Raw genomic sequence first — 25,390 nt, forward strand, 5'->3', positions numbered from 1 at the left:
TTCAGAATATTCATCAAGGAAACGTCATCTTACATTCTTGTAATCTCCCTTTCTTATTTAGGGTAATGAAGAAGTTTCGTTTTACACTAAGAGAGTTTTCATTTTCTTAAAACAGAACGGGAGTTTTCCGCTATGCCTTATTTTTTAAAACTCAGCTTATTCAGCCTTGTCCTGCTGCTTGTAGGATGCAGTCAACCGGAACCAACGCCCCCGGTTCCAGCACCAAAAGAATTGATCCGCAGTGAGACGTTTTCACCGCTCGGACAAAGCAACAGTTACGATTTAACTGCTGTCTATCAACGATATCCTTACCTGTCCGGTCCGAGCTATATTGATGAAGCAGCCGTGTACTTTTATGCCTCAAGCGAAAAAGACAGTTCGATTTTCCGTTACTCGCTGACGAATCGACAACTTAAAAAAATCTATTCGACGAGCCAAACCATCTATAAACTGGTCGGTGTCGGACGACAATTGTTCTGGATCCGTTATCAGGACAACGGAGAGGACAGCAACTGGACACTCGAAGTGATGGATCTAGCAACCGGATCGCTTCAACAACTTGACCATGGAAGAGAACCGTCTCGTTTTTATCCGGATCTCCAAGCCACGACGGCACATGTCTCTTGGATCAAACATACCCATGAGAAAGATCAGACCCAGTCACTCGTGCAAAAATATGATGTAGCGACCGGGTACGTCACGACACAAAAAACGCTGACAGTGAAGGAATCAGCAACCCGGAGCGGCGACTATGCCCAGTCCTTACGGGACGGTGATGCGGGAATTCTTCTTGATCAAACGACATACAAAGCGGACGAAAAGACGACTGTCTATACGACGCTTTCCGGAAAAGCCATCAAAAAGACGACGATGCCGTTTGATTTCGCCTATGGACAGCATTATCTGGCGACGGGAGCGGAAGGATCTGCGGAATTTCAAGCTCACGTGTCGAATCATACGTCCTACCGTTACAAGACGCCCGAACCGTATTACCTGATTGACGGGTTTTGTTTCCTGACGCCGGATCACATCGTCTTCCGGGAAGAGCGCAATCAACTTCTGTATGCGGACCTGTCGAATGGAACCGTCGTCCCGTTGACGGACAAGGAAGGCGAATACTCAAAACCGGTCTTCACCAACGGTCAGCTTGGTTACAGTGTCGTCCGGAATGACGGAACCGTATCTTTCCGCATCATTCAAGTCAACAACTGAACATGAGAAAAACCCGTTCCAGATCGGACGGGCTTTTTGCTGTCTGCTCGTATTCAGTGTTGTTCCGCGTATGCCTTGAATCGGTCAAGAATCGCCTGCCAGCCCGCTTGTTGCATTTCCGGAGGATTCATCGACTCCGCTTCAAACGTTTCAACAACTTCCGTTTCATCACCATTCGCCGTAAACAGAATCGTCACGTGGCGTCCGTCGTCAATCGTGTACGCTAATTTTTCATAAAGAATCACCTCTAGGTAGACGCCGGAAAAATCAAAGCCGACACTTCCGTCTTTGGCTGCCATGTGACTGGAAAAACGACCGCCTGCTTGAACATCGTTTGTCGCTTCTGTCGTATGCCAATCGTCAGACGCCGCGTTCCAGGCTTTGATGTGGTCCGGTTCCGTCCAATACGTCCAGACATCTGCGACCGGACGTTGAATGACGGCGTTGATTTCAAGAATTTGCGGTTGTTCCATTTGCCCCACTCCTTTGTCAGTAGAAAATCTGTTCTTTGTTTAACGTTCGGTTCGAATGAAACAAATCCTGCTTTTTAAAAATGGTTTATTTTGTCAATCATTCAGGTATACTAAGATTACAGTTAACAAAAATTAACCGGTTAATAAAAGGAGAGATGAGAATGAAACAACAGCCGATTTTAATTCTCGAACAGTACGAACAACTCAAAGTCATCAGTGATCCGATGCGGACGAAAATGCTGATGCATCTGATTGAACAACCACATACCGGTCAGCAATTGGCGCAAAAGCTCGACGTCTCCCGGGCAAAAATTTTGTATCATCTGCGGGAACTCGAAAAGTATCAACTAATCCGGCTTGTCGAGGAAGAAATCCGGGGCGGCAACGTCCTGAAGTATTATCAGGCGGTTGCCCGCGGATTCATTCCGGCCGATCATCTGCTCAATCTAGTCGAGACGAAACAGGCGACACGCCAGTCGTACATCGAAGTGCTCGACCGGGCGAAGACCCGGGTTTTGACCGCACCCGACCGGTCGTTTGCCCCGCGTTCCTCTGAAATAGAGAACTGGGAAAGCCTGTCGCTGCAACAAGAACTCCGGCTTACACCTGAGCAATTCTTGAAGTTTACGAAACGGTACCGGGAACTGTTGCAGGACATCGAACAGGATCCGTCGACGGCTGAAGCGGACAAAAAATTATATTACGTGATGGCGACGGCGTTTGAGATTGGTGCACCGTTAGTTCAAGAGGATGAGGAGCGATGACATGCAGGCAACTGAGCAAAAAACGCATCAACCGCTCTTGCGGAACCGTTCGTTTCGAGCACTTTGGCTCGCCAGTACCTGTTCCTTTCTCGCCCTGTCGACCTACCTGTTTGCCGAGCAATGGTATATCCTCCGCGTCTTAAAACTCGATGCGTATTTAGGTCTCGTCTTGATGCTGACGTTGTTGCCGCGGATATTCTTGATGGTGGTGGGTGGCGTGATTGCCGATCGATTCAAGAAATCAATCATTTTACGATATTCCAGTCTGCTGCGATTCACCTTTGTTCTGCTGTTGCTGTCCGTCTATCACTTCGAGCTGTTGACGATCGTTCCACTCGCTGTATTTGCTTTTTTATTCGGTTGCATCGATGCCTTTTTCTCCCCTGCCAGTTCATCTCTGTTGCCCCTTCTCGTTTCGAAAGAAGATTTGACACGGACCAATTCGATTCTTCAAACCTCCAATCAGATGGCGTTGTTCTCCGGCCCGTTGCTTGGCGGCGTACTGCTGACCTTCTCTTCGTTTCACTTCATATTTTTGACGATTTCACTGTTTCTTTTGCTCGCATCGCTCGGTACCTTTTTCATTCGCGAACATCCCGTCGACAACCCGACTCGGACCTCTGCTTGGCTTGAACTCGCTCAAGGGTTTCACTATGTCTTTGCCGACCCGTACTTAAAACGAATCCTCTTCCTGCTGATTATCATCAACTTCTTCTTTTTTGGTCCTTTGCTGATGGGGATTCCCCTGTTGGTCGACCGGGTTTTATTGGGTCAAGCCCTTGATCTGAGTTATCTCCAAGGGGCGTATCAGCTCGGCATGCTGCTTGGTGCGGCCTGGATCGGCTTCAGCAACCTAATCAATCAATCTTTTCGCCTGTTGCTATCGCTGATTGGTCTGCTTGGAGTCGGTCTTGTATCACTCGGACAAATCGGACACGTCTGGCATGGAGTTCTGCTGTTGCTGACAATGGGAGGGATCTCCTCCATCATCAATGTCCTCATTTTGACGACGATTCAAACAACGACACGACCACAGATGATGGGACGGGTCATGAGCCTTGTCAATGCCGCGTCAAACGGTCTGGTTCCATTGTCTTACGCCATGCTGTCCCTCACACTGTCGTTTGAGATCCGTCTCGAACAGATTCTTTTGTTCTGCGGTTGCGGGATCGTTTTTGTGGTGTGTACTGCCTTTGTCCGGATCAGGTGAACGCGTCAAAAAAAGTTATGTCCCGTTTCAGGGGGACATGACTTTAACTTGTAGAAATGAATTAACAGGAACGAAAAATCTTGAGCCATTGAAAAAAAGCGAATACATCAAAACTAATCCGTGAGGGGTATGCGTGTATGAATATAAACATCCGTCAACTGTCAGCTCATGAGAAGCCGCCGATGGAACTTTTGCTGACAGCGGATCCGTCTCAGAAAATAGTCGAAGAATATGTAAAAAGAGGTCGTTGTTTCGTTGCTGAAACAAGAAATCAACTGATCGGGGTGCATGTGCTTCTACCCACGAGACCGCAAACGGTCGAAATCGTAAACATTGCAGTAGATGAGCGGTATCAAGGCAACGGCGTCGGAAAATATCTCTTACAACATGCCATCGAAACCGCGCAAACGATGGGATATACAACCATTGAAATCGGGACAGGAAATTCAAGCATTGGCCAGTTGGCACTTTATCAAAAATGTGGATTTCGGATTGTTGGAGTCGACCTGAACTTCTTCTTGCGGCACTACGAAGGGGACATTATTGAAAACGGTATCCGGTGCACCGATATGATTCGATTGTCTCAGGACATATAAGAGTCTTCCTTTAAAACAACTTGACGGATCAAAGTATGTCTCAGGAAAACGGCTCAAAACGACAAAAAAGCGGTCCTTCTCGAAAAAGAGAAAACCACTTTGTCTTCAGCCATGTCCGGGCTTAGCGTATGGCGTGTCCGTTTAAATAACTGTCGTAAATTTCTTTGCCGTTTCATTTAGTTCATGCGCCGACTCGCTAACGGTCTCGAACCGTTGTAACGTCTCTTCCATAACGGAGACACTAGACGAGGCATCGGCGTTTGCCCGCGAGATCCCCTGTTGAATCCGTTCCAGTTCCTTGTTCATCTGTTCCGTCGTGTTGCGGACATTGATGACAGCCAGTTCAACAAGCTTCGAGAGATTGCGGACTTCCGTCGCGACGACGTTAAAGCCGCTTCCGTGCTCACCGGCGCGTGCTGCTTCAATCGAGGCATTCAGCGACAGTAAGTTCGTCTGCGCCGCAACCTCTTTGATCGTTTCGGTGATTTTTGCGATCTTGGAAGACTGTTCCTGCAGATTCGCGAGTGTCCGTAAATTTTCTTTGGCGTCGTCCGCCATCTTCTCAATCGTTTGTTTGAGTTGACGGCTCTCCTGTTTGCCTTGCGTGGATCGGTCATCCAAATGGGTTGCGATGCCGGCAAAGGACGTCGCATACTCTTGGATTGTTTCTTGCCGGTCCGTGATATCAGAAGCGATTTTGACGACACCGACGACTTGATTTGCTTCGTAAATCGGCATATAAGTTGCTTCGAGCCATATCGAGTCGCCGCGCGCATCAATTCGTTCGATTTTATCGGCTGAGCTGAAACCACTCAACAATTTGTTCCATAATTTTTGATAGCTGTCACTGTTCGCAAACTCTGTCGTACAGAAGAGATGATGATGCATGCCAATCATCTCATCGCGTTTGTACTTCATCGTCTTCGCAAACAAGTCGTTGACATCAACAACCCGGCGTTGCGTATCAAAACGGATCATTGCGACATTTGTATTTAAGGCTTCAAGGACATGTGTAGAGGCAAGTGTCTGATTGGTAGGTAGCGGTGTCGTCACGTAGGTAATCTCCTTCGGGTCGTATAATACTTTGATTTTTAAAAATTGAGCAGAAAAGATATTTTTTAGCAGAACGTTTCTTCGTCTGCTGTTATCATAACAAGCCATGATTTATGTGCACATCATTCTGCTCATACGTCTCAAAACATTGACCCATCGCTCAAAACAGGTCTTTTTCAGGAATATTAATCCCCATCTTTACAGCATAGTTCCAAATGTATATTCATCGGATGATGAGAGCTGAATAAGATGTACTATCAAAAAAGTCCTCCTCTGATTCACGATGAATCGAGGAGGACTTGCTTATTCTAAGGTGAACCCATGCTCATTTAAAAGAGTCTCCCATTCGCTTAAGTTCATGTAGTCCTGCGCACCGAGCGGATTGTCAAGCATTGTGATGAACTCGAGACTGTTGCCGTCAGGATCATTAAAATGAATCTTCGCATGGGCATGCTGGGCGATCGGCATGACGAACGGTTCCGTTCCTTCAAAACCAAACGCTTTACGCGGCGTAAACCCGCGTTCCGTCAGCCAAGCGACCGATTCACGTAAACCGGCGAGCGACACGTGAAACGCGATATGGCGGATTGACGGATGGTACGGCAACTCGACTTGGTCCGCTTGCCAGAGCCCGAGCCAGCTTTGCTCTTCGGCAATCCAGAGAAAGGCGATTTTTTCATCCACGATGTGATCAAGCTTCAACCCGAGTCCCGCATAAAAATCGATTGACCGCTTTAAATTGCGGACGGGCAGATGTGCTTCATAGAGGCCAAGAATCATCGCCGTTCACGTTCCTTGACGTGTCCGTTCAACGCCTCGATATAGCGGCTGGCGGAACGGGCGACAGCTGCTTTGGCATCCGTCACGACGATTTTATGGAAAGCATCATAGATTTGATTAAAGCGGACGTCTTTTAGGGCAGACGCCATTTCAGCGACGGTCGCCGCAGGTAACGGAATCAGGTTCGGATAACTGTACATGAAGCTGACCCACGCCCGGTCGGCGACGACACGAATGATGTCTCCGGTCAGTAAAATCCCACGCCCTTCGTCCCCTGCCGCCCATTCGAGCACGGTCGCTCCGTCAAAATGACCGCCGATACGGTGTAACACTACATCGTCAGCTAATTCCAAACGGTCACCGGACCAAAAGACAATCTGCCCACTCGGCCGAGTCACCCATTGCTTATCTGCTTCATGAATGTACAACGGAATTTCAAATGTTTCCGCCCATTCGACCTGGGTCGCGTAATAGTGTGGATGCGATAACGCCATCGCGTCGAGCTGACCCACTTCCTCGATGACGGTCTGATCGAGATAGGTGATGCAGTCCCACAGAATCCGTTTCGTTCCCGTGACAAGATAAGCTGTCTGTCCGATCCCGAACTTCGGCGTCGTGACGAGACTCATGAGACCCGGTTGTTCTTCTGTCACCTTCGTCTGATACGTCCCGGACGAAATCATGTCCGGAAGTGTCGTCCACGATTGACCGTTTGGATTCACATACTGCCGTTCATCCGTGCAAATCGGACAGATGTCGTCCTGTGTTGCGTTCTCATCCATCTGGACCCCGCACGTCGTACAAATTAAGTAAGTCATTCCATTTCCCCCTGCTGTTTAAGATTTTCTGACGCGTACCCAAATGATGTTGATCAGGGCAAAAATCAGAGCCCCGGCTACGAATCCGAGCAGGACACTGACGTCAAAGGTACCCTTCGCTTCGTAAACAATCAGTAAACCGACGATCGCGCCGATCAAAACGCCCAACACACGAAGTGCAATCTTTCCATTTGTCATGCCCCTGTCCTCCTTTGTGTATACGTTTTTACAATGTTCTTGGCGCATCGGCCATTGCGTTAGCGAGAATCATGTAGATGATTAAGTTAATCGGAAGCGGAATGACAATTAAAATCAGGCGGACGGCCAGTGACGAGATCCCGAAGTGTTCCGCGAGTCCGCCACACACACCCTGGATTGATCGATCTGATGCTGATCTGCGTAATGGTTGGGCCAATCGTCTCCCCTTTTTTCTCTGATTTCATGTTGGGTTATTCATCCATATGTTACAATAATTAGTATAACGCAACAGGGTCCACTTTTGCAGGGGACAACCCCTTTGATTCGGAATCAAACAGAAAGGACGTGAGCAGTTGGACATGTGGTATTTGATTCAGGAACGGGCGTTACCGTTCTCGATTTTAGCTTTACTGATGATGGCGAGTGCCGTCGTCGTATATGTCGTTTGGAAAAGACCGGTCAGCTTGCTGCTGCCGCTGCGTATTTTTACGACTGTCGTCTGCCTGACCTGCATCGTCGGGTCAGCCGGTTTGATGCTTTTCACACTATTCGTCGGCTACAATGCGTGAAACAAATGTAAACAGATTAATCAAACAGACATCACTTTCCCTCAAGGAGGAGAATGACGTCTGTTTTTCAATCAACGCATGACTGCCCGCTCAAAAGCAGACTGAGTACGGTATTCTTGATCCTGCCAAATCCACCGCTTCGCTGTTCCTTTAGCCAAGCGATAGGTGTTCTGTTCAAACTGATTACCGGAGCTTGTGTTGAAAAAGTGGGCGACAAACAGATTATCCGGACCCGTCGTAAACGTATTATGGTCAACCCGGTTATCGCGGACATCATGCTGGACCAGCAGTTGTCCCCCTTCGAGCCCTTTTGTATCATTGCCGATGACTTGATTACGTGTAATCCGAACCTGCTTCGTTCCACCACGCTTTTTATCGTATCCGCCGATTGAAACACCGGTAAACCGGTTTTGTTGGATCAGATTGCCCTGGACCGTGATGTCTTCTGCATACTTCCCCGCATGCTCACTCGTCACCTCGATGCCGATATCATTCCGCTCGACGGTATTATTTTCGATTGTCAGCTGTTTGCCGCCGTCGACATAAATGCCGGCTGCATTGTACTCCTTGCCGTAGACCGGATTGCCGTAACTTGAACTGTCGGAGACATGATTCCCGGAAATCGTTCCGTTCCGTGCATAGTCCTCCGCCGGATTCGTTGCGACCCCTTCATATCCAATTAAGTCGATGCCGATGTTATCGTTGCGTCGGACAGTGTTGTCCGTGACGGAAAAACCGTTGATGTTACCGTTCAGAACCAGGGCTTCGCTGGCCCCAAGCCGGTTATCTTCGACCCGGTTACCCCGGACAGTGATCTGCTTCAAACGACCGGTTCCATAGATTGCAATCCCGTGGACATTGCCGTCTTTCGCGTTCGTTTGAATTCGCCGGACCTGATTGTCGATCAATTGAATGTTCCGCCCCGTGCCGGTGACAAACATCCCGATCGGAGTCTCATTGGTTCGTGTTGTTTCGATGTCTGCGACCACCAGTCCTTGAATCGTCACGTACTGTCGATTTTCGATACGGACGAGTGCTGTGTCCCCGTCTTTCTGCTTCAGCGTCTTCCCACTTAACACCACTTTCTCTTTTTGATAGTTCCGGAAGACGACCGGTGCTTGTTTCGTCCCGCTGTACTTGACGGTTAACGCTTCCGGATATGTTCCTTTACGCAGATAGACCGTTGTTCCGGCTTTCGCCAGCTGACTGGCCCGTTTCAGCGTTTTCAGCGGTTGCTTAAGCGAACCGGAATTCGTATCCTTGCCGTTCGGAGCGACATACAGAAATTTTTTGGCAGCTGACGACTCCGCCGGTTCTTGATTCCAAGTCGCCGAACAGCCAAACAGTCCGAGCGACAGTAAGAGAATAAAGCGTTTTTTCATGTAACCCATCCTTCCTGCGATGCCTAATCCGATTGTAAATATCATCCATTCCCTTTACACTTAATGTACTTACATAAAAAGGGCGTGACGTGGATGTTGAAACCAATGCTTGTCTGTTCACTATCGGCACTTTTACTTGCCGGTTGCAGTACTGAAGAAGCCGTGCCGAAAAAAGTCGTCAAACCAACGGAACTGCCGTTGACACTCAAATTGGATGAGTCCAAGAAACCATCGAATTCACTTAAAAACGAAGTGATCTATGCCATGACCGGTCAAACCGACAAACCCCTTTATCTGACCGGAACTGAATATCTCGCATCCGGCAAGCAGAAAATCTGGTTTTCCGAGACCATCCACCCCGGGACATATGACGGAAAGAACTGAAACTCAGTCAACAGTTCGACAGCACAAAAGGCTATCGGTCCTACACCTATGAGTTGGATGGTACGATGCATGACTGGTCCGAAGAATCGAATACTTTTAAAGGAGTCATGATAAGCGACGTCGAATTCCGTGACAAGTCATTTCGTCCGTCTGCATATGAACTGTTGATGTTTGAAAAATCGACCGTTCAAGAGACCATGAAAGAAAAATCAATGGATACCATCCATTCTCCAAAAGACATTCGATTGAACAAAGGTGAAAGTGCGTTCACGATAACGTTATCGGTGAAGAAAGTCGACGACACACTATGAAAACAGACCTGTCTCTTCATAAAAAGAGGCAGGTCTGTTTCGTTCAGTGCCGCTGATGCGGCAAGGGAATCGTTAACGGTTTGAATTCAGGTCCGAGTAACACTTTCATCAAAAAGATCAGCTGTCCGGTGTGATAGGCATAATGCGCGAGCTGCCGTTCAATCGCGTCGACGACGAGATGCGGTTCACCGCGGATCAAAACGGTCCGTTCCAGATCGTCCGGTGTCAAGGAAGCAAGCGTTGATTCGACGAGTTGCCAGCCGTCGTTCCACAGTGTCAGCAAGGTCTCTTTGTCATGTCCCTGGTCGACAAACTCGGCGTCCCGGTTACGATCCGGCTTTTCCCCGTCTGTCGTTAAAAAATCTGTCCAGCGTGACGTCATATTGTTCGTCATATGCTGGATCAACAACGCAACGCTGTTTGTGTCCGGTGCCAGCGTCTGATGGAACTGTTCCTCGTTCAGCCAACCGAGTGCCTGCTCCGCCGGTTCACGGACTGCCCGGAACCGTGCTTGAGTTGCTGTCAAATACACCTCTTCAAAAGCCATTTCATTTCCTCCCTTTACTGTTAATCCATCACAAAGTCCACGCCATTTGCTCCACTGACCGGTATCGTCCGTAACGTCTTCAAGTCATCGTCTGTGACAATCAATCGGCCTTTTCCGGAAAATGACGTTTTACTTTCAGTGAAATACGACGTCTTCTTATACGGATTCCGGTACAAATAGCGGTAGTAGTTGCCCTCCTTCCAAAAATCCGGTTGAACCGGTTCAACCTGGAACGCTTGTCCCAAAGTCCACTTGACGAGTTGTTGATCGGTATCATTTTCACCAGTACGAATGATTTGATAGCCCGTCTGTTTGTTGATCATCCGCATCGGTGCAGTCGACGAGTAACTAGCACCATCTAAAATCGGAAACGACTTTTGCTGCATCGTTCCATCCGTCTTAAGATGAATCATCACGCCGTCGGTCGTTGCGAAATACGCTGTGTCTTTTTCGCCGTACAAAGCAGTATAGGCATACGGTTCGACCGCTTTTCGAATGACACGTGATTTCCCGGTCTCCTGGTCGAGCAGGACCATCCCGGCTGGGCCTTCTTTGTCATTCTCGGTACCATTGTTGGCGTAAGCAATCGTCTGGTCCAGTTCAAGGATCGGTGAATCAAAGACCGGCATCAGCCGGTCTTCAATCGGATAACGTTTGTCTGTCCGAACGTTGATTAACTGAATTTTTCCCTCCGGCTTCGAGGCATTCGATTCCAGCCAGACATCTTTCCCGTAATGGGCAACGGATGTGATCGCTGTATTCGGCACCTGATGTTTTGTAAACGTGCCCCGTTTTAAATCGTACGTAAAAAAGTGATCGGCTTCGATGCCTTCCGGATGATGCGCATAAATGTGCCGCGGGTCCGTTCCTTTTTGTGACAGCATCATCAAATAGAAATCCGGATCAGTAATCGCTTCCGTTTTCAGCTCTTTACCCGTTTTCGACAGTGTCGTCATCAATCCTGGTGCTTGCGGATCATCCTGTGTTTCTTTATGACGGTTAATATCGCTCCCATACAGCAGGATGACCTGACCGTCTTTCGGCTTAAACGTCATCGTCGTGAGATCCTTCGAAATGACCGGATAGGAAACGGCTTTTGGTTCCTCCGGACGCAATCCGAGATATAAAGCACCTGCACTGACAAGAACGACAAGGCCCGCCGATCCGTACAGCATTCGTTTTTTCCATGATTGAAGCATTTTATTCACTCATTTCATTTGTCGTTTTCCCCTTCCATTGTACCGCTTTTTTTGTAAAAAAATTCTTTTAAAACGGATTTATTTAACCAATTGAACTGTTTTTCCATATAGAAAGACACTGCCGGATGGACAGTGCCTTCATGTCGTTCCAATTATCTGGCTGTGACGCCACCGTCTACCGGAAGACCGACGCCGGAGATATGGCTTGCTTCATCTGTTGCGAGGAAAAGAACAGCGTGCGCGACTTCTTCCGCCTGACCAACATGACCAAGCGGAATCACCTGTTCAAAATAGTCTTTATAGGCGGTCATCGACGGGGCACTCATCTTCGTCTCAATGTAACCCGGATAGACGGCATTGACCCGAATGTTGTGCTTGCCGTAATCGACAGCCGCCGCCCGTGTCACCGCATCGATTGCGCCTTTTGATGCCGTATAGCCGCCGGCTCCCGCCATTCCGCTGATGGCAGAAATCGAAGCGATGTTGACAATCGATCCACCCGTTTCCTGCATCAAGTGAATCGCCTGTTGCATCCCGAGCAGAACACTGTTGACGTTGATGTTAAAAATCCGGGACCAATCGGTTTCATCCTGCTCTAAAAACGGCGTACTTAGTGCAACGCCGGCATTGTTGACCAGAACATCCAGTCGATTAAACTCCCGCTTGATCATGTCCGTGACGTCTTGCCAACTTTCGCGGGAAGAAACGTCGTGGTGTAAGGCATACGCTTGACCGCCTTCAAGCAGGATCTGTTTGACGACAGCACGGACGGCCTCTTCATTGATGTCGGTCGCGACGACGATGGCGCCTTCACGCGCCGCCATCAATGCCGTTGCTTCTCCCATGCCACTCCCGGCACCGGTCACTAATATGATTTTTTCTGCTAATCGATTCATCCTCTTTCACTCCATTTCTGAATTACTGCTGCATTGCTAAAAAATCGGGACTGGTCGGATTGCCGATATAATGCCCGCCTTCAATCTGAAGGGTTTGTCCGGTCATGAATTTTGATTCGTCCGACGCGAGATAAACGACGGCATGTCCGATGTCATCGGCTTCGCCGTGATACGGAAGGGCATTGTATTTTTCGAAGGTCGCAAGCAGACTTGGAATCATGTTGGCTTTTGCCGCCGGTGTCAAAATCAGACCGGGAGCAATCGCATTACAGCGAATCAAATCTTTCCCATACTGCGTCGCGATATACTTCGTCAACTGGACGACGGCAGCTTTTGACGTCCCATAGGGCGAACGGATGCTGTCACCTGCAAAGGCCGACATCGATGCTGTATTGATGATTGATCCGCCACCTGCTTGTTTCATATGCGGTATGGCATACCTTGCACCAAGCAAGACACTTTTGACATTGACAGTCATCAAACGGTCCCATTCCGCCAAGTCCATCGCGACGACATCTAAGTCCTTCTGAAGGTTCGTCAGGCCGACGTTATTGAATAATACGTTGAGGCCACCATACGTCTCGACGGTAACATCGATGGCATGTTGAATCGATGCGGCTTCAGACGCGTCCAGGAAGACGGCACAAGCTTGGTGTCCTTGTTTCCGTAACTTAGCTGCCGCTTCTTCCGCACCATCGACGTTATAATCTGCCACGACGACGGCGGCTCCTGCTTCGGCGAGCAAAGTCGCGGCCGATAAGCCGATCCCTGACGCACCACCTGTCACTAACGCCACTTTCCCCGCTACTCGATTCATCGTTTCACTCCATTCTCCCGTTTCGCCCGGATATGGGCCAACAGTTTTTCGTTAATGGCTAAATAAAGCCGAATCTCTTCTTCATCCAATACGTCATACAGTTCGAGATACTGTTGTTTTCCGATTGCCTGGGCTTCACGTAAGACCTGCTCTCCCTGCTCCGTGATTTGGAGCAAAACTTGACGGCGGTCCTGTTCGTTATAGACCCGATCGACCAGTTCGAGGTGGATCAGTTTTTTGGCGATGTTCGTCATCGCTCCTCCTGTAAAACCGAGTGTTTCTGCTAATTTCATTTGGTTTTGAGGACCTTTCCGTTTCAGCTCACCTAACGTCAGAATCGGCGAAATTCCGACATTGTAGGGAAAACGAGCATTCCAATCGATGATTGCTTCATTTGTCACGGCTTCCACTGTATGAATCATTTTAAAGAGTTGATCCTGTTCCATTGTTTATACATCCTTTCCTGGTCATTTGACTCATGAATAATTTTCTGTCCATTCCTTATTACGTTGAATAATTTAACACTAAACTATTTAACTGTAAACATTTCATGGATTTTTTTTGAGTTGATATTTATTCTGATCCCTTTTTTAGGTACGCTCTCTATAATTTATTCAAAATCTAACCGATAACATAGATAAGCAACACGCAGAATATCATCAGGAGGTTTATATGGACACGACACGGACGCATTCCATCAGAACACGGTTATTACTCATCATCAGCTTGATTCTCATTCTTTTCTTTGTTTTCAGCAGTGTGTCCCTTTATCTCAACACGAAACAAACCGCCCTGTCGACGCTCAAGAAAACGGCGGAACAGGACGCCTTACGGATCGCAAAAACTGTCGATAGCGCCGCCTATCAAACATTCTTAACGAATCCGACGAATGATACGAACTACGATCAATTACGTGAATCGCTCGATCAGCTGCGAAAGCAAAACGGATTGCTGTATGCCTATACGGCGACGGTCGAACAGAATCAAGTCAAGCTGTTGGTCGATGGTCTCCCGGTCGCAGATGCCGCGAAGATCAATGATCCGGCGACTGGTGCTGTCGCGTCCGATATGAAAGACGTCTTACAAGGTAAAACGCACGCGACAGATGTCATCGATGATCCAAAGTACGGTAAATATATCAGCGTCTATGTTCCATTAAAAAGTTCGACCGGCGACATCATCGGGATTTTGGGTGTCGACATTGCAGCGAAGAACGTCGAGAACTTGACGACGGCTATGCTTAAACAAACTTTGCCGTTATTTATCGGACTATTGCTTGGTTTACTTGCCTTGACACTCGGTCTCCTCTACTACATACTCGGCCGGAAACTAAAGCCACTTGAGACCCTGCAATCCGTCGCCCGGATGATTGCCGACGGAAAACTTTCGCAAGCCGATCAGACGATGCAACAACTGAAGATTCCGGCAAAAGATGAAATCTATACGCTCGCCCGCTCGATTCAACAGATGAACGAAACACTCCGCCTGATGATCGTCGACATCAAACGGACGACGGCTCTCGTCACGGACACGAGTCAGGCGATTGATGCTGGGACAACGGAAGTCCTCGATGGTTCAACGCAGATTGCCGAGACGATGTCGGAAATCGCGACCGGTACGGAAAGCCAGACGCATACGACTCTCGCCTTGACGGACGAAATGACCGGCTTCTCCTCGCTCGTTCAAAAGACGGCCGACGACAGTCAAGAAATCGAACAGACGGTTGAGACGATGCGGCTCGTGACCCACGACGGACAATCGCAGATGAAACAATCCGTCACCCGGATGAATACGATTCATACGCACGTCGTCGAAGCAACGGAGCAGGTCCGCCAACTGAAACAACAGTCCACCGACATCCAAGCGCTCGTGACGATCATCCGGGACATCGCGGCACAAACGAACTTACTGGCTCTCAATGCCGCCATCGAAGCAGCCCGTGCCGGTGAACAAGGCAAAGGATTTGCCGTCGTCGCGACCGAAGTGAAGAAACTGTCGACCCATGTCGCAAGTAGCGTTGATCAGATCGCCTCAATTGTTCAGCACATCACCGGGAATTCGACGCAAATGGAAGTCCGGTTCGCCGAGGCGTTACAGGAGACGGTCTCCGGTCAACAGGAAATTCAAGCGACGGACGGCTCGTTCACCCAAATCGCGGAACAAGTCGGGACAGTCGCGGCGTCTGCTGCCGGAATGCGGCAACAAATGCTTGACGTCGCCCGAACCGAAGCCCGGATTCGCAATGCCTTGACGGAAATCGCCGCTGTCGCCGAAGAACATACGGCAGGCAACGAAGAAGTTGCGGCGGCGTCCGAGCAGATGATTGCGACGATCACCGGACTGCACGTCCTCGTTGAAACGTTAAATGAAACATCGACCTACTTAACGAATCAGACGGAGAAATTCGATCTGACGTAATCAACAAGCGTCCGTCTCCCATGAAGGAAACGGACGCTTGTTTTCAATGGAATCGTAACTTTAGAACGAACCTACTTTTTCACGGATTCAGATGGATATTGCATCGTGCCGTTCGTTTTATTTTTGAGCGCTTCCGGCACGATTGGGGATTGTAATGCCTGCGTCATCTGTTGCACGGAGAGATTGGTTTCGTTCGCACTTTTAAGTTCGACGGTTCCGTGTGTCGAAAAGGCAGTATGCCACTTTTCCGACTTTAAGTACCGCGTCGCGAACATGTACGGTTGACCTTTTTTCAACAGAGCATCTTCGTTGTATAGAACCAGAACACGATGACCGGCTGCATCTTTTTCGAAGCCGCCCAATTGATTGACCGTAATGTCACCGTTTAACGTTCCCTTCAAGTTTTTCTTCACTTGAACCGCATACTGTGTTTCAGGAAATCCGTCAGGACGTCTGCTGCTCACTTCCGTTATGACTTCACCTATGAATACATTATCCGCGGCACCTGCAAGAAGTTGTGGATTCGAAAAATCCGCAATCTCATTCAGTTGACGGTGCACCATTTCAGGAGGCTTTGTCATGTTTATATAGTAGAAAGTTAAAAAACTTAAGACTACAGCTACAGTCGTGAGTAGACCTTTTTTCATTCTGGACATTCCCCCTGGTTTATTCGCTTCACTTGTTCGAACCGCGTCTGATGCCGTTCATAACACCAGTATGCCATTTCTATTATTTTACAATGAGGATATCGTTATTTCTACTCCGATTGACGTTATTCTGTTGACTGGAATGTAAAGCGTCCGTTTCCTCGACAGGAGACGGACGCTTGTTTATGATGAAATTTGATCTGATATTGCTAGCGGCTACATACGAACCGCTCCACCTGAAAGGATGATTGACGATGAAACAAATCCATCACCTCTGTATCCAGACGACCGACTACAACGCGTCGAAAACGTTTTATGAGCAACTGGGATTCGAACTGGTCCAAGAATCCCCTGATTTCCACACCCGTGCTTTTAACAGTTGGTTGAAGCTCGGTGATTTTTACATCGAACTCCAGACGAACAAAGTCGACGAGACCTTGACGCCTTATACGAAACATGCGGCAGGTCCCGTCCATTTCGCTTTGTACGTCGACGATTTGCAGGCAGAAGTCGCCCGGCTTGAACAACTCGGCATGCCGTTTTTACCGAAACACGGCGGCAACATCTATTTTGTCGTCGACGGTCATCTCAGTAAACTGATAGCGCCGGAAGGAACCATCATCGAGCTGCGGGATACATGGACGATTGAAGGATAATCAAACAAACGCTTATGCCTGGTATGTTTAAGGCATAAGCGTTTTTCCGTTACAACAGAATATCCTATCATTTGATTCCCAAGTTCTCGAGATACGTCGTTTCCGACTTGTCGAGATCATCCGATACCGTTTTCAGATCTTTCCGGACGTATCGGTCACCCTGCTGTTGATAAACACTTTCTTGCAGGGGCTTCTTACCTCCCTGCACAGGTGCATCATAGGACAATTCAATCCAGTCCCCGTCATCACTGACTTCAATCCCTGTTTCTTTTCGGACAATCGGATCGTGATTCTGCCGAACGAATTCCTCGTTTTCCAGTTTGATCACGGTCTCGATGGATGCATTAAATCTCTATTTATAGTCAGGCGCCGGTGGTTCGCGGAACAGATAAAAAATCAGTATGGCACCGAAACCGGCTATAAACATCTTCCGAAAATTCACCTGAATCCTCCTTTGACAGTTGGTCCTGACTTTTTAGAACCGATCGACGATCCGTAAATCAGACCGCTTGTCCCATCCTTTATCGGTGACCCGTTTTTGAAAAATCGTATGACGCGGTAACCCTTTTGAGAACAGCGGGGTCGGGCGAATCGTCCGGGTCTGTAAATCGGATGTGCCATACGCCAGATACAACTGCAACTGTCCGTCTTTTAACTTCGCCGCAATCGCCGTCACCGTCTCCGGAAAATGCGCGATCGCGTCACAGGTCGATTGATACGGCGGCAACTCGTTTTTCAGGTGCATCCGCGCCTGATTTTTAACGGACCACGGCAACAACTTCCATGACTTCAACTGTTCCTCATACTGTTTTTCCGTTTCTTCCGATCTATCGGTCGCGTCGTAATAGACGACATCGATGTCCTGCTCGTCGGTCAAGACCAGTCCCCAAATCAACGACCGGATGTAACCAGCGCAAATCCAGGCATCCGGCAGTCCGAGCCGGTCGACGAGGATTAACTGTTCGCGCAGTGTTTCATTTTCGCGTAATGCATGGTGAATTTCGTTTGTTTCCTGCATTGCTATGCCCCCATTTAAGTCTTCAGCTTCTTCCACGTCTTCGGATAGGTCCGCAACTCTTTTTTCGTCGGATGCTCGGGATCGAGTACTTTTCCGCGGCGTTCAAGGATCGTATCCGTCAGTAAGAGCACAATAGCGAGCAACAGATAAACGCCGATACTGGTGAAGAACGGCAGACTCAGATTTAATACGACCGGCAGAAAAAGACCGACCAATACGATGAAACAGTAATCAATTACGTACTGGATCTGGATGATCCGCTTCATTGCCGGGTTCGGTGTCAGCGCCATATCCCGGTTGACTTCTTTTGAGTGCAGACGGGCAATCAGGACCAGCGCAACGATGAGAACGGCGAACGGCCAGTAAGCCCCGCGATTGGCGACAATCAGGACAATACTTGTTCCGTACAATAGCGCACTCAATATGCGTTGTTTTATCAGATGCCGTTTTTCCTCCTGAATGAACCGGGTCCGCTCCTGTTTATTTTTCATGGATATTTCCTCCCCTTACCAGGACGGCGGGTCATTTCAATGATGGATATCCAGTTCGTGATCGTTTGACGTATACGCACGATCGTCCAAAGACCGTTCCCGGTAACCGCGTCGTGCCGCTAAAATCGTCATTCCTACAGCAATCACGGCAAATATACCAATCATGATTATCGCCATTCCTCCTTTTAGAAATCCGCTACTTATATCCTATTCGCTTCCATTTACCGGATGTCCTTTAATCAGATTAAGCAGTCATTCCGGACGATTCGTAAAAATAAATTGATGGAATTTTTAGATAATTATATCCATTCTGAACCAAAAAGGTTCTTTAATTGTATATAATGGTAAAATAATCATTTTCAAATGAAAAATATGACATACAAATTTTGAGGGAGGAACTGTGATGAGCGATGTACGTAAAAATCCAATCGTCATCCGAATGAATGAACCATCATTTATTGAACCTGTTGTTTCGTTTTTTTCTAGTCAAAGGATGATTGGAGGAACGGCTGATGCTTAAATTCATCTGGAATTCCTGGTGGCGTAACAAGGAGCGGTTCATCCTGCTCCTCGTCGGCGTCCTGATCGTCAGTACCGGACTCAGTTATCTGATTGGGACGACTCAGGCGAGCAACGGCACCGTCGTTGATGAACTGCAAAAGCGCTGGGGCTCGTCTTACGACATCGTCGTCCGACCGCCGGACAGCCGCAGTGTAACGGAAGACTTGAAGCTGCTTGAGCCGAACTATATGAGCGGGCTCGACGGCGGCATCACGCGAAAACAATATGAAACCATCAAACAAATCACTGCTGTTGAAGTCGCAGCTCCGATCGCGATGATCGGAAATTATTATGCAGATGCCCAACTTGGTACGTACGATTTCAAAGAGCCGGGTATCTATAAAGTCACGATTCAAGATGTTCAGGATACCGGTTTACAGCAAGAACAACAGACGAACTCTTACTTTTTAGGAGCCGGTTGGTCCCCTTCCGAAAGTGACGGCTTAAACCGTGATCTTTCCCCGCAAGAGTTGGGAAAACAACCACTGATGGAGTTCGGCAGTGCAACGATGCTCGCCGGAATCGACCCGGAAGCAGAAGCCCGGCTCGTCGGTCTCGATCAAGCGACAAAAAAAGCAACGAACAGCCGTTATTTCACAAAAGACGATATCGCGACAGATAACGGAAACGATGTGTGGAATATCCCGTTGATTTTAAACAGTCACGAATATGTCGATGCGTACCGCAAGTATCGTTACGAAAAAGTCGATGTTCCCTTAGTTAATGATTCGATGACCGAGACCGTCCAAGATATTATGAAAAAAGGCGGGAAGTCATATCTGAAGACGCTTCCGGTCCAACCTGCGAAAGTTTATACGATTACGACAAACGAAACCTCTAAAGAACTGGTCAACGACATTTTAAAAGGGACGGTCCCGTCTAAATCAGCCGGAAGCTTCGATTGGATGTACTTGAAGCCCTCCTCCATCGAATACCAGGCGCTGGCAAGTCCATTCGCTACCCGGTGGCCGTTTGCCTATCAGGTCACACCACAGGAAGTTCCGGAAGACGTTCAATTGGCAAAACGAACAATGTATCGAAAAGCACGAACGTTTGGTGATACGTCCGTCAATTTAAACTCCGTACCGAAGATGAAGTTAAAGTTCATCGGTGTGTTCGATCCACAGAAACTGAAGATTTCAAAGGATCCGTTGACCGAGCTTCCAATGGAAACGTACTTCCCGGCGAAAGCCCAGTGGGTCATGGACAAGAATGAACGACCCGTTAATCCGGTCCGTGACGTCAAGCCGACAAATGACCCGTACGACTTTCTGACGAAACCCCCATCGATGCTGACGACACTCGATGCGGCGTTCAAGCTCCGCGGTGATAAAGCCATTTCGGCGATCCGGGTCAACGTCAAAGGGGTCGAAGCGATGAATGCGTCGAGCGAAAAAAAATTGCAGGCTGTCGCTCAAGAGATTGAAGACAAGACGGGACTGATTACCGATGTGACACTCGGGTCCTCGCCGCAACTCGCCCTGACCTATCTGCCCGGCTTAAAAAATGAATCCGCTTTAGGTTGGGTCCAACAGCCGTGGATCAAGCTTGGTTCCTCGATGGCCATCTTCCAGGAAGCGAAAGTCGGCATGAGCGGTGTCATCGCGAGTGTGATTGCGGTCGCGCTCGTGTATGTCTTTAGTTCAAACATCATCTTGCTGTATGCTCGCAAAAAAGAGTTTGCGATTTTACTGTCGCTCGGCTGGCGTCCGCGTCAATTGTCAAAGTTGCTGTTCCTCGAGGCAACGTTGCTCGGAACGTTCGTCGCTCTGATTTCCTGGACGATTCTCGGTTCGTTCTGGCTGACGACGGATCATCCGATCGCCCTCGGCCGCATCCTGTTGATCGGACTCGCCGGTCTCTTGATTTACTGGGGCGGCACGCTTGTCCCGATGGCTTTGATCCGCCGCATCCAGCCTTTTGAAAGCATGCGGTCCGGTGAAGTTTCGAAAGGCCGCCGGTTCGTCCGGTCGCAGTCCCTGCTCGGGATGAGTCTCAATCAGCTCGTGACGTACTGGCAACGGACGTTGCTGTCGATCGTCGCGATTGCCCTGCCGACCAGTCTGTTTATCTTCTTCCTTTTTGTGACGTTCCGACTGAAAGGCGTCTTGTATGCGACCTGGCTTGGGGAATACGTCGCGCTTGAAGTCGGAACGATGCATTACGTCGCGATGGCGGTCGCCCTCTTAATCGCCATCCTGACGACAACGGAAATCATGTGGCAAAACGTCAATGAGCGGAAACCGCAACTTGCTGTCTTGAAGGCAACCGGTTGGCGCGACGGCTGGATCCGGCTGCTTGTCCTGACGGAAGGCATGTTGACCGGGCTATTCGCCGGTGTCATCGGTCTCTTGATTGCGCTCGCCATGATCGGATACGTCTACAACCAGTTCCCGGTCAACGAGTTGTTATTCCTCGGCGTGATGCTGTTTATCCCGGTCGTGACCGGTGTCCTCGGTGCCCTGTTGCCGGCACAACGAGCCGTCCGCATTACGCCGAATGCGGCGATCGGCAGTGTCGCCGTCAATACCCAGGCGACGGAACGCCGCTTTAAACTGGCGCTTGGATCCATTGGCGTCGTCCTAGTCGCCGGCGTCTCCAGCCTGTTCCTGTTTGCCTCAAACGAAGATATCGAGCAAGCACCAAAACAGACGAAGGCGAAACCGCCTGCCGTTCAAACGACAGGTGCGAAAATCGCTGATTTAAAACAAAATGAATCGAAGAAAACAGCGGCCGTTTCGCAAACGGAAACCGATAAAAAAATCAAGAAACTGATGAAAAAAGGCATGGTGCAGACGACTCCGGGTGGAGAACGGATCAGCAATCAGTTCTTTTATGTCGATCCGCTGATCGAGACATCAAAAGAACTGGATTTAAAAGAAAAACCCGGCTACCGTTTTGTGACAGTTCCGGCGATGATGCAACAAAATCAGGATCCCCGCTCAAAAGGTACTGTATCCAATTATCGACCGAGCACCTATGCGATGACCGCTCCTGACGGGAAAGAGTACTTGCCGGTTGATTATGTCAATCGTAATGAAAAGGCCTGGAAGTTTAGTTATCAGTATGTTTCACCTGAAAAATCACATGTGGATCTCGTCTATCAAGTACCGGAAGATGAAAAAGTATTGGTCCTGTATGCGTCGGACGAAGCGTTCCCGAGAACGGTCACCGTCAAAATCGAATTGCCTCCGGTAGCAAAGGCGTTGACGAATCAAGAAGAACAAGCGGTCAAACAGATGATGAATAAAGGTGTCGTCAAGACCTATCCCGGTGATCCGCTTCAGAAGAAAGCAGTGTTTCATGTGGACGCCATGTTGCCGAATCCGCCGAAAGAGTTGAAGTTACAACCGCGGAGCGGTTATCGACTCGTCACATTACCGTTGATTTTTCAGGATACGTTTGACGATTACGACGGAAGTTCCGTGAATTACCGTCCGAATACGTTCACGCTGCAAGCACCGGACGGAACCGAGTATGAACAAATCGATTACGTCAATCGAAACGAAAAAGCATGGAAAAATGGATTCCAGTATTATCCTCCGTTTCGTTCGCAGATCGATTTCGTCTATGTAGTGCCCGACGATCAGTCTGTTTTCGTCATGTATGCGTCAAGTGAAGCGTTCCCGAAACCAACAACCGTCAAAATTGAACTGGACTAAAAAATGCTCTCTTCCGTCATTGGAAGGGAGCATTTTTAGTTAGAGGCGGATCAATACGATGCCGACAATCATCAGCCCGAGGCTGACCAGTTGAACACCGGTGACCGGCGTTTTTGTTGCGCCAAACAATCCGAAGCGGTCAATCAACAGACTGCCGGTCAACAGACCAATCGTCACGATAACGACAGCGGCACCCGCTCCGACAAGCGGGACGATGACGGCATTGCCTGCGATGAACAAAGCCCCGATCAACCCGCCGATCCAAATCCACCACGGTGTCGGGAGTGACCGGTCAAACTGCCACTTCGTCCGGACAATCAAGTTTACAAGCAACAAGGTCACTGTTCCGACGATAAAGGAGATTAACGCCGCTTTGACAGCAGATTCAAGAACGACTCCAAGATGGCCGTTAATCGCAGCTTGGGCGGCACTCATCATTCCCATGAAGACACCCATGATGCGCCAACCGTAGATCGTCGGATCGACTGGCTTTGCTTGTTCCGGATGCCGGCGTTTCGTTAGCCAGTCACCGAGCGCAACGGTACCAACGACACCGAGCAGCACAAATCCGGCGCCAAGTAGTCGCGTCGACGACAGTGGTGTGACGGCGGTCGAAAACCAACCGAAGTTGTCAATCAACAGGCCCATTAAGACCTGACCGAAAATCGGCATGATGACGGTCTGGACACCGCCGATTCGCGGAAACAACAGAATGTTCCCAGTCAAGAAAATGACACCGAGCACGCCGCCGATCCAAATCCATCCGGGTTCCGACCAGACACCAGGATTCAGACGGAAATTCTGTTCAACGAACAGCGTCAGTACGATCAAAAAAACCGTCCCGAGGCTGAACGACAGCAGAGATGCAAGGAATGGCGAGCCGACAATACCGCGTAAGCGTGTATTGACACTCGTTTGAACGGGAACGAGTATCCCGATGATTAATCCGATGATAATGGCAAGAATAAGAAGCCCTCCTTTTGTGCGAGTCGTTCCTATCATATGCCAGAGGCGGACAGGAAAGCGATTTGCCTGCTTATACCGTCAGTTGAACATAAGAAAAAGCATCCGGATGTCGCGGATGCTTTTTTCGTAATATAGAGAGTATATCACCGATATTCTTTACTCATCGGATGATCTGGATCGGCTTGACTGATTCGACGATCTAAGTATGTTTCGATCACAATCGCAAAAATCATGAAACCAATCATGTAATGAATACGGGAATTAAGAACAATTAAAATGAACGACAAAATTAACATCATTCCAAGATTAGTCGTATATCGAAGTTGAATCAATCGTTTGGCTTGTTTCGATTTTGATAATCTTTGGACTTCAAGACATTCATTTCTTAATGAGATACCAACCGCAATCAAAGCAGAAATGAGCAAAACAACAGACCACAAAGATTGATCAAAAAAAAGGATTATAAATAATGCGATTCCAAAAAATCCGGCACATGCAATCCGGACAGGCTTCGTCCGCTTGTGAATGGTTTTAATCGTTTGAATCCGTTCTTGTTTGTTCATGCCCTCGAGCTCTCCCTTTAGATTTCTTCTCTTTTCGTAAAAATCATGCCAATCCTTTCCCCCCGCGCGGCTGATCTTCAAGTACCCGTTCGACCTGCAGCAGAATCGGCCGCGCCTGTTCAATCAATCGCTGGGTCGCCGGTAACTGCAAAGACGCAGCATGGGCCGCTTGATCCGTCCAAATTTCCCGCACCATCACTGTATCGGGTTGCTCTGTCACACTGACGATATACTGCTTACAATCCGAGACATCTTGTAATGAAGTTGCAGCTTCTAACAGTAAGTCCACCAACCGTTGTCCCTCATCTGCTTGCGTCGTGAACTTTGTCCATAATCCGTAAAACATCTTCATTTCCCCTTTCATGACATGATGATTGCTTATTTAAGTAAAGAATTCTGGGAACACTTGGGTAAAACGGACGTATATGAAGTAATAGCTTACATAAGAAAAAGGAGGATGTTTTCTTGAAGAACCGTCTGTTGTTAACGACCGGCTTGTACCTGCTCGTCATGCTGATGACAATTTACGCCATCTTTTTTGAACAATCCGATTCGACTTTCCTGCTGATCATCCAACTTGGACTGTTGATCCACTTCTACTTTCAGTACCGGATGTCGTACATCGTACCTGATCAGGATGTTCCTACTGCACCATTTCGATTGAATGTCCTTCGAACCGGCCTGATTGTAGCAGCCTTCGTCTCGTACATATTGCTTGATTCCGTACCGCTCCTGCTCGCGACGGCTGTCGCTTTGGCGTTCGCTGTCCCGACGCTTGTTTCCTACTTGCATTTACGGACGCAGGAAGACTGACGCGTTCAGCTTATTCCCGTTCCGGTAACGAGCGGGTCCGCCCAATGAAGACGACCTGTTGTTTTGCCAGTCGAAAGACCTGATACTCGCCACGCGGATCGGTTTTCAATTGAACGGCGACCTGATGCCTCGCCTCTTTTGAAGAAGCCGTCTTGTCATAAGCGGACCGGACCGCAATGATCGTTTCCTTGCCATATTGCTCGGCGACGTGTTTCGTCACCCGGGCGCGTACGATTTGTTCAAACGTCTCATCCTGTTCCTGCTCAAGAAAAAACCAACCGATGCCGCCGATCATTCCTAATAAGAGTAGTGCCAGTACCGTCTTTCGCATTTCGAACGCCCCGTTTCCGTTTTGTTCTCTTTAGACAGAATTCGCTGTTCATTAA

The 25,390-nt window shown here is 48.6% G+C and carries 32 protein-coding genes; 11 read left to right on the top strand and 21 right to left on the bottom strand.

Features of this window, described 5'->3' with window-relative positions:
* Nucleotides 1-132: 132 nt before the first annotated feature.
* On the top strand, nucleotides 133-1,212 hold the full coding sequence (locus BLD48_RS09865; RefSeq protein ID WP_071500071.1) for a hypothetical protein: 1,080 nt from the start codon (nucleotides 133-135) through the stop codon (nucleotides 1,210-1,212).
* 53 nt (nucleotides 1,213-1,265) lie between these two features.
* Here BLD48_RS09865 and BLD48_RS09870 read toward each other — a convergent pair whose 3' ends face one another.
* The gene (locus BLD48_RS09870) at nucleotides 1,266-1,685 is read right to left on the bottom strand and encodes an SRPBCC domain-containing protein (RefSeq protein WP_071500072.1); all 420 of its coding nucleotides are present in this window, start codon (nucleotides 1,683-1,685) and stop codon (nucleotides 1,266-1,268) included.
* Nucleotides 1,686-1,846: 161 nt separating this feature from the next.
* On the opposite strand from BLD48_RS09870, the gene BLD48_RS09875 reads away from it, so the two are divergent.
* The 3 genes from BLD48_RS09875 to BLD48_RS09885 all read left to right on the top strand — a co-directional run bounded on the left by BLD48_RS09875 (nucleotide 1,847) and on the right by BLD48_RS09885 (nucleotide 4,255).
* Entirely contained in the window at nucleotides 1,847-2,449 is a 603-nt protein-coding gene (locus BLD48_RS09875; RefSeq protein ID WP_071500073.1) for an ArsR/SmtB family transcription factor, read from the top strand.
* Between the two features lies 1 nt (nucleotide 2,450).
* On the top strand, nucleotides 2,451-3,659 hold the full coding sequence (locus BLD48_RS09880; protein ID WP_071500074.1) for an MFS transporter: 1,209 nt from the start codon (nucleotides 2,451-2,453) through the stop codon (nucleotides 3,657-3,659).
* Between the two features lie 143 nt (nucleotides 3,660-3,802).
* Nucleotides 3,803-4,255 (top strand): GNAT family N-acetyltransferase, encoded by a 453-nt coding sequence (locus BLD48_RS09885; RefSeq protein ID WP_071500127.1) that lies wholly within the window; start codon nucleotides 3,803-3,805, stop codon nucleotides 4,253-4,255.
* 141 nt (nucleotides 4,256-4,396) lie between these two features.
* On the opposite strand, the gene BLD48_RS09890 is transcribed toward BLD48_RS09885, so the two are convergent.
* The 5 genes from BLD48_RS09890 to BLD48_RS09910 all read right to left on the bottom strand — a co-directional run bounded on the left by BLD48_RS09890 (nucleotide 4,397) and on the right by BLD48_RS09910 (nucleotide 7,321).
* Complete coding sequence (locus tag BLD48_RS09890; protein WP_071500075.1) at nucleotides 4,397-5,308, bottom strand: methyl-accepting chemotaxis protein; 912 nt, start codon at nucleotides 5,306-5,308, stop codon at nucleotides 4,397-4,399.
* Nucleotides 5,309-5,611: 303 nt separating this feature from the next.
* Nucleotides 5,612-6,088: a VOC family protein gene (locus BLD48_RS09895; RefSeq protein WP_071500076.1), complete on the bottom strand. Its 477-nt coding sequence runs from the start codon at nucleotides 6,086-6,088 to the stop codon at nucleotides 5,612-5,614.
* Nucleotides 6,085-6,906 (bottom strand): MBL fold metallo-hydrolase, encoded by an 822-nt coding sequence (locus BLD48_RS09900; RefSeq protein ID WP_071500077.1) that lies wholly within the window; start codon nucleotides 6,904-6,906, stop codon nucleotides 6,085-6,087. The genes BLD48_RS09895 and BLD48_RS09900 overlap by 4 nt, the downstream gene beginning before the upstream one ends.
* An 18-nt stretch (nucleotides 6,907-6,924) precedes the next feature.
* Entirely contained in the window at nucleotides 6,925-7,104 is a 180-nt protein-coding gene (locus tag BLD48_RS09905) for a hypothetical protein (RefSeq protein ID WP_014970393.1), read from the bottom strand.
* Between the two features lie 28 nt (nucleotides 7,105-7,132).
* Nucleotides 7,133-7,321 carry a PspC domain-containing protein gene (locus BLD48_RS09910; RefSeq protein ID WP_071500078.1) on the bottom strand — a complete coding sequence of 63 codons (189 nt, stop codon included), beginning with the start codon at nucleotides 7,319-7,321 and terminating at the stop codon, nucleotides 7,133-7,135.
* A 142-nt stretch (nucleotides 7,322-7,463) separates the two neighbouring features.
* On the opposite strand from BLD48_RS09910, the gene BLD48_RS09915 reads away from it, so the two are divergent.
* Nucleotides 7,464-7,673 (top strand): hypothetical protein, encoded by a 210-nt coding sequence (locus BLD48_RS09915; protein WP_071500079.1) that lies wholly within the window; start codon nucleotides 7,464-7,466, stop codon nucleotides 7,671-7,673.
* 71 nt (nucleotides 7,674-7,744) lie between these two features.
* Here the strand turns inward: BLD48_RS09915 and BLD48_RS09920 are convergent, their stop codons facing one another.
* Nucleotides 7,745-9,055, bottom strand: coding sequence for a NosD domain-containing protein (locus tag BLD48_RS09920; protein ID WP_071500080.1), 1,311 nt, complete (start codon nucleotides 9,053-9,055; stop codon nucleotides 7,745-7,747).
* Nucleotides 9,056-9,148: 93 nt separating this feature from the next.
* Between BLD48_RS09920 and BLD48_RS16495 the strand changes: the two genes are divergently transcribed.
* Both BLD48_RS16495 and BLD48_RS16500 read left to right on the top strand, forming a co-directional pair.
* Nucleotides 9,149-9,439 carry a hypothetical protein gene (locus tag BLD48_RS16495; protein ID WP_071500081.1) on the top strand — a complete coding sequence of 97 codons (291 nt, stop codon included), beginning with the start codon at nucleotides 9,149-9,151 and terminating at the stop codon, nucleotides 9,437-9,439.
* Nucleotides 9,440-9,492: 53 nt separating this feature from the next.
* Entirely contained in the window at nucleotides 9,493-9,750 is a 258-nt protein-coding gene (locus tag BLD48_RS16500) for a hypothetical protein (protein ID WP_236629989.1), read from the top strand.
* A 43-nt stretch (nucleotides 9,751-9,793) separates the two neighbouring features.
* Here the strand turns inward: BLD48_RS16500 and BLD48_RS09935 are convergent, their stop codons facing one another.
* From BLD48_RS09935 to BLD48_RS09955, 5 genes are all read right to left on the bottom strand, one after another.
* Nucleotides 9,794-10,297 carry a DUF1572 family protein gene (locus tag BLD48_RS09935; RefSeq protein WP_071500083.1) on the bottom strand — a complete coding sequence of 168 codons (504 nt, stop codon included), beginning with the start codon at nucleotides 10,295-10,297 and terminating at the stop codon, nucleotides 9,794-9,796.
* 20 nt (nucleotides 10,298-10,317) lie between these two features.
* Nucleotides 10,318-11,496, bottom strand: a complete 1,179-nt coding sequence (locus tag BLD48_RS09940) for a hypothetical protein (protein WP_071500084.1) — start codon at nucleotides 11,494-11,496, stop codon at nucleotides 10,318-10,320.
* A gap of 152 nt (nucleotides 11,497-11,648) precedes the next feature.
* Nucleotides 11,649-12,392: an SDR family NAD(P)-dependent oxidoreductase gene (locus BLD48_RS09945; protein ID WP_071500085.1), complete on the bottom strand. Its 744-nt coding sequence runs from the start codon at nucleotides 12,390-12,392 to the stop codon at nucleotides 11,649-11,651.
* A gap of 22 nt (nucleotides 12,393-12,414) precedes the next feature.
* Nucleotides 12,415-13,209 carry an SDR family NAD(P)-dependent oxidoreductase gene (locus BLD48_RS09950; RefSeq protein ID WP_071500086.1) on the bottom strand — a complete coding sequence of 265 codons (795 nt, stop codon included), beginning with the start codon at nucleotides 13,207-13,209 and terminating at the stop codon, nucleotides 12,415-12,417.
* The gene (locus BLD48_RS09955) at nucleotides 13,206-13,655 is read right to left on the bottom strand and encodes a MarR family winged helix-turn-helix transcriptional regulator (RefSeq protein ID WP_071500087.1); all 450 of its coding nucleotides are present in this window, start codon (nucleotides 13,653-13,655) and stop codon (nucleotides 13,206-13,208) included. The genes BLD48_RS09950 and BLD48_RS09955 overlap by 4 nt, the downstream gene beginning before the upstream one ends.
* A 226-nt stretch (nucleotides 13,656-13,881) precedes the next feature.
* On the opposite strand from BLD48_RS09955, the gene BLD48_RS09960 reads away from it, so the two are divergent.
* Nucleotides 13,882-15,627: a methyl-accepting chemotaxis protein gene (locus BLD48_RS09960; protein WP_071500088.1), complete on the top strand. Its 1,746-nt coding sequence runs from the start codon at nucleotides 13,882-13,884 to the stop codon at nucleotides 15,625-15,627.
* 71 nt (nucleotides 15,628-15,698) lie between these two features.
* Here BLD48_RS09960 and BLD48_RS09965 read toward each other — a convergent pair whose 3' ends face one another.
* Nucleotides 15,699-16,208, bottom strand: a complete 510-nt coding sequence (locus BLD48_RS09965) for a hypothetical protein (RefSeq protein WP_161487712.1) — start codon at nucleotides 16,206-16,208, stop codon at nucleotides 15,699-15,701.
* A gap of 320 nt (nucleotides 16,209-16,528) precedes the next feature.
* On the opposite strand from BLD48_RS09965, the gene BLD48_RS09970 reads away from it, so the two are divergent.
* Nucleotides 16,529-16,930: a VOC family protein gene (locus BLD48_RS09970; RefSeq protein ID WP_071500090.1), complete on the top strand. Its 402-nt coding sequence runs from the start codon at nucleotides 16,529-16,531 to the stop codon at nucleotides 16,928-16,930.
* Nucleotides 16,931-16,997: 67 nt separating this feature from the next.
* Here BLD48_RS09970 and BLD48_RS09975 read toward each other — a convergent pair whose 3' ends face one another.
* The 4 genes from BLD48_RS09975 to BLD48_RS16605 form a co-directional block, all read right to left on the bottom strand.
* Nucleotides 16,998-17,258 (bottom strand): hypothetical protein, encoded by a 261-nt coding sequence (locus BLD48_RS09975; protein WP_236629990.1) that lies wholly within the window; start codon nucleotides 17,256-17,258, stop codon nucleotides 16,998-17,000.
* Between the two features lie 147 nt (nucleotides 17,259-17,405).
* On the bottom strand, nucleotides 17,406-17,948 hold the full coding sequence (locus BLD48_RS09980; protein WP_071500091.1) for a nucleotidyltransferase family protein: 543 nt from the start codon (nucleotides 17,946-17,948) through the stop codon (nucleotides 17,406-17,408).
* 14 nt (nucleotides 17,949-17,962) lie between these two features.
* Nucleotides 17,963-18,439 carry a hypothetical protein gene (locus BLD48_RS09985; RefSeq protein ID WP_071500092.1) on the bottom strand — a complete coding sequence of 159 codons (477 nt, stop codon included), beginning with the start codon at nucleotides 18,437-18,439 and terminating at the stop codon, nucleotides 17,963-17,965.
* Nucleotides 18,440-18,475: 36 nt separating this feature from the next.
* Complete coding sequence (locus tag BLD48_RS16605) at nucleotides 18,476-18,604, bottom strand: hypothetical protein (RefSeq protein WP_255366255.1); 129 nt, start codon at nucleotides 18,602-18,604, stop codon at nucleotides 18,476-18,478.
* 347 nt (nucleotides 18,605-18,951) lie between these two features.
* Here BLD48_RS16605 and BLD48_RS09990 point away from each other — a divergent pair, with 347 nt between their 5' ends.
* The gene (locus tag BLD48_RS09990) at nucleotides 18,952-22,662 is read left to right on the top strand and encodes an ABC transporter permease (RefSeq protein ID WP_071500093.1); all 3,711 of its coding nucleotides are present in this window, start codon (nucleotides 18,952-18,954) and stop codon (nucleotides 22,660-22,662) included.
* A gap of 39 nt (nucleotides 22,663-22,701) precedes the next feature.
* On the opposite strand, the gene BLD48_RS09995 is transcribed toward BLD48_RS09990, so the two are convergent.
* The 3 genes from BLD48_RS09995 to BLD48_RS10005 all read right to left on the bottom strand — a co-directional run bounded on the left by BLD48_RS09995 (nucleotide 22,702) and on the right by BLD48_RS10005 (nucleotide 24,537).
* Nucleotides 22,702-23,664, bottom strand: a complete 963-nt coding sequence (locus tag BLD48_RS09995) for a DMT family transporter (RefSeq protein WP_083412296.1) — start codon at nucleotides 23,662-23,664, stop codon at nucleotides 22,702-22,704.
* Nucleotides 23,665-23,771: 107 nt separating this feature from the next.
* A complete protein-coding gene (locus tag BLD48_RS10000; RefSeq protein ID WP_071500094.1) occupies nucleotides 23,772-24,191 on the bottom strand; it encodes a hypothetical protein in 420 nt (139 codons plus the stop codon).
* Nucleotides 24,192-24,234: 43 nt separating this feature from the next.
* Nucleotides 24,235-24,537 (bottom strand): putative quinol monooxygenase, encoded by a 303-nt coding sequence (locus BLD48_RS10005; protein ID WP_083412297.1) that lies wholly within the window; start codon nucleotides 24,535-24,537, stop codon nucleotides 24,235-24,237.
* A gap of 119 nt (nucleotides 24,538-24,656) precedes the next feature.
* On the opposite strand from BLD48_RS10005, the gene BLD48_RS10010 reads away from it, so the two are divergent.
* Nucleotides 24,657-25,004: a hypothetical protein gene (locus BLD48_RS10010; protein WP_071500096.1), complete on the top strand. Its 348-nt coding sequence runs from the start codon at nucleotides 24,657-24,659 to the stop codon at nucleotides 25,002-25,004.
* Nucleotides 25,005-25,014: 10 nt separating this feature from the next.
* On the opposite strand, the gene BLD48_RS10015 is transcribed toward BLD48_RS10010, so the two are convergent.
* On the bottom strand, nucleotides 25,015-25,335 hold the full coding sequence (locus tag BLD48_RS10015; protein WP_026828365.1) for a hypothetical protein: 321 nt from the start codon (nucleotides 25,333-25,335) through the stop codon (nucleotides 25,015-25,017).
* Between the last annotated feature and the right edge of the window lie 55 nt (nucleotides 25,336-25,390).

Origin of the sequence: Exiguobacterium sp. KRL4 (assembly GCF_001870785.1) — a bacterium.
In the GTDB taxonomy this organism is placed as follows: domain Bacteria; phylum Bacillota; class Bacilli; order Exiguobacteriales; family Exiguobacteriaceae; genus Exiguobacterium_A.

Excerpts from the sequence above, each read along its gene's own strand:
- BLD48_RS09865 (WP_071500071.1), top strand. The coding sequence starts at position 133 with ATGCCTTATTTTTTAAAACTCAGCTTATTCAGCCTTGTCCTGCTGCTT.
- BLD48_RS09870 (WP_071500072.1), bottom strand. The coding sequence starts at position 1,685 with ATGGAACAACCGCAAATTCTTGAAATCAACGCCGTCATTCAACGTCCG.
- BLD48_RS09875 (WP_071500073.1), top strand. The coding sequence starts at position 1,847 with ATGAAACAACAGCCGATTTTAATTCTCGAACAGTACGAACAACTCAAA.
- BLD48_RS09880 (WP_071500074.1), top strand. The coding sequence starts at position 2,451 with ATGCAGGCAACTGAGCAAAAAACGCATCAACCGCTCTTGCGGAACCGT.
- BLD48_RS09895 (WP_071500076.1), bottom strand. The coding sequence starts at position 6,088 with ATGATTCTTGGCCTCTATGAAGCACATCTGCCCGTCCGCAATTTAAAG.
- BLD48_RS09900 (WP_071500077.1), bottom strand. The coding sequence starts at position 6,906 with ATGACTTACTTAATTTGTACGACGTGCGGGGTCCAGATGGATGAGAAC.
- BLD48_RS09905 (WP_014970393.1), bottom strand. The coding sequence starts at position 7,104 with ATGACAAATGGAAAGATTGCACTTCGTGTGTTGGGCGTTTTGATCGGC.
- BLD48_RS09915 (WP_071500079.1), top strand. The coding sequence starts at position 7,464 with ATGTGGTATTTGATTCAGGAACGGGCGTTACCGTTCTCGATTTTAGCT.
- BLD48_RS09920 (WP_071500080.1), bottom strand. The coding sequence starts at position 9,055 with ATGAAAAAACGCTTTATTCTCTTACTGTCGCTCGGACTGTTTGGCTGT.
- BLD48_RS16495 (WP_071500081.1), top strand. The coding sequence starts at position 9,149 with ATGTTGAAACCAATGCTTGTCTGTTCACTATCGGCACTTTTACTTGCC.
- BLD48_RS09935 (WP_071500083.1), bottom strand. The coding sequence starts at position 10,297 with ATGGCTTTTGAAGAGGTGTATTTGACAGCAACTCAAGCACGGTTCCGG.
- BLD48_RS09940 (WP_071500084.1), bottom strand. The coding sequence starts at position 11,496 with ATGCTTCAATCATGGAAAAAACGAATGCTGTACGGATCGGCGGGCCTT.
- BLD48_RS09945 (WP_071500085.1), bottom strand. The coding sequence starts at position 12,392 with ATGAATCGATTAGCAGAAAAAATCATATTAGTGACCGGTGCCGGGAGT.
- BLD48_RS09950 (WP_071500086.1), bottom strand. The coding sequence starts at position 13,209 with ATGAATCGAGTAGCGGGGAAAGTGGCGTTAGTGACAGGTGGTGCGTCA.
- BLD48_RS09955 (WP_071500087.1), bottom strand. The coding sequence starts at position 13,655 with ATGGAACAGGATCAACTCTTTAAAATGATTCATACAGTGGAAGCCGTG.
- BLD48_RS09960 (WP_071500088.1), top strand. The coding sequence starts at position 13,882 with ATGGACACGACACGGACGCATTCCATCAGAACACGGTTATTACTCATC.
- BLD48_RS09965 (WP_161487712.1), bottom strand. The coding sequence starts at position 16,208 with ATGACAAAGCCTCCTGAAATGGTGCACCGTCAACTGAATGAGATTGCG.
- BLD48_RS09970 (WP_071500090.1), top strand. The coding sequence starts at position 16,529 with ATGAAACAAATCCATCACCTCTGTATCCAGACGACCGACTACAACGCG.
- BLD48_RS09980 (WP_071500091.1), bottom strand. The coding sequence starts at position 17,948 with ATGCAGGAAACAAACGAAATTCACCATGCATTACGCGAAAATGAAACA.
- BLD48_RS09985 (WP_071500092.1), bottom strand. The coding sequence starts at position 18,439 with ATGAAAAATAAACAGGAGCGGACCCGGTTCATTCAGGAGGAAAAACGG.
- BLD48_RS16605 (WP_255366255.1), bottom strand. The coding sequence starts at position 18,604 with ATGATTGGTATATTTGCCGTGATTGCTGTAGGAATGACGATTTTAGCG.
- BLD48_RS09990 (WP_071500093.1), top strand. The coding sequence starts at position 18,952 with ATGCTTAAATTCATCTGGAATTCCTGGTGGCGTAACAAGGAGCGGTTC.
- BLD48_RS09995 (WP_083412296.1), bottom strand. The coding sequence starts at position 23,664 with ATGATAGGAACGACTCGCACAAAAGGAGGGCTTCTTATTCTTGCCATT.
- BLD48_RS10000 (WP_071500094.1), bottom strand. The coding sequence starts at position 24,191 with ATGAACAAACAAGAACGGATTCAAACGATTAAAACCATTCACAAGCGG.
- BLD48_RS10005 (WP_083412297.1), bottom strand. The coding sequence starts at position 24,537 with ATGTTTTACGGATTATGGACAAAGTTCACGACGCAAGCAGATGAGGGA.
- BLD48_RS10015 (WP_026828365.1), bottom strand. The coding sequence starts at position 25,335 with ATGCGAAAGACGGTACTGGCACTACTCTTATTAGGAATGATCGGCGGC.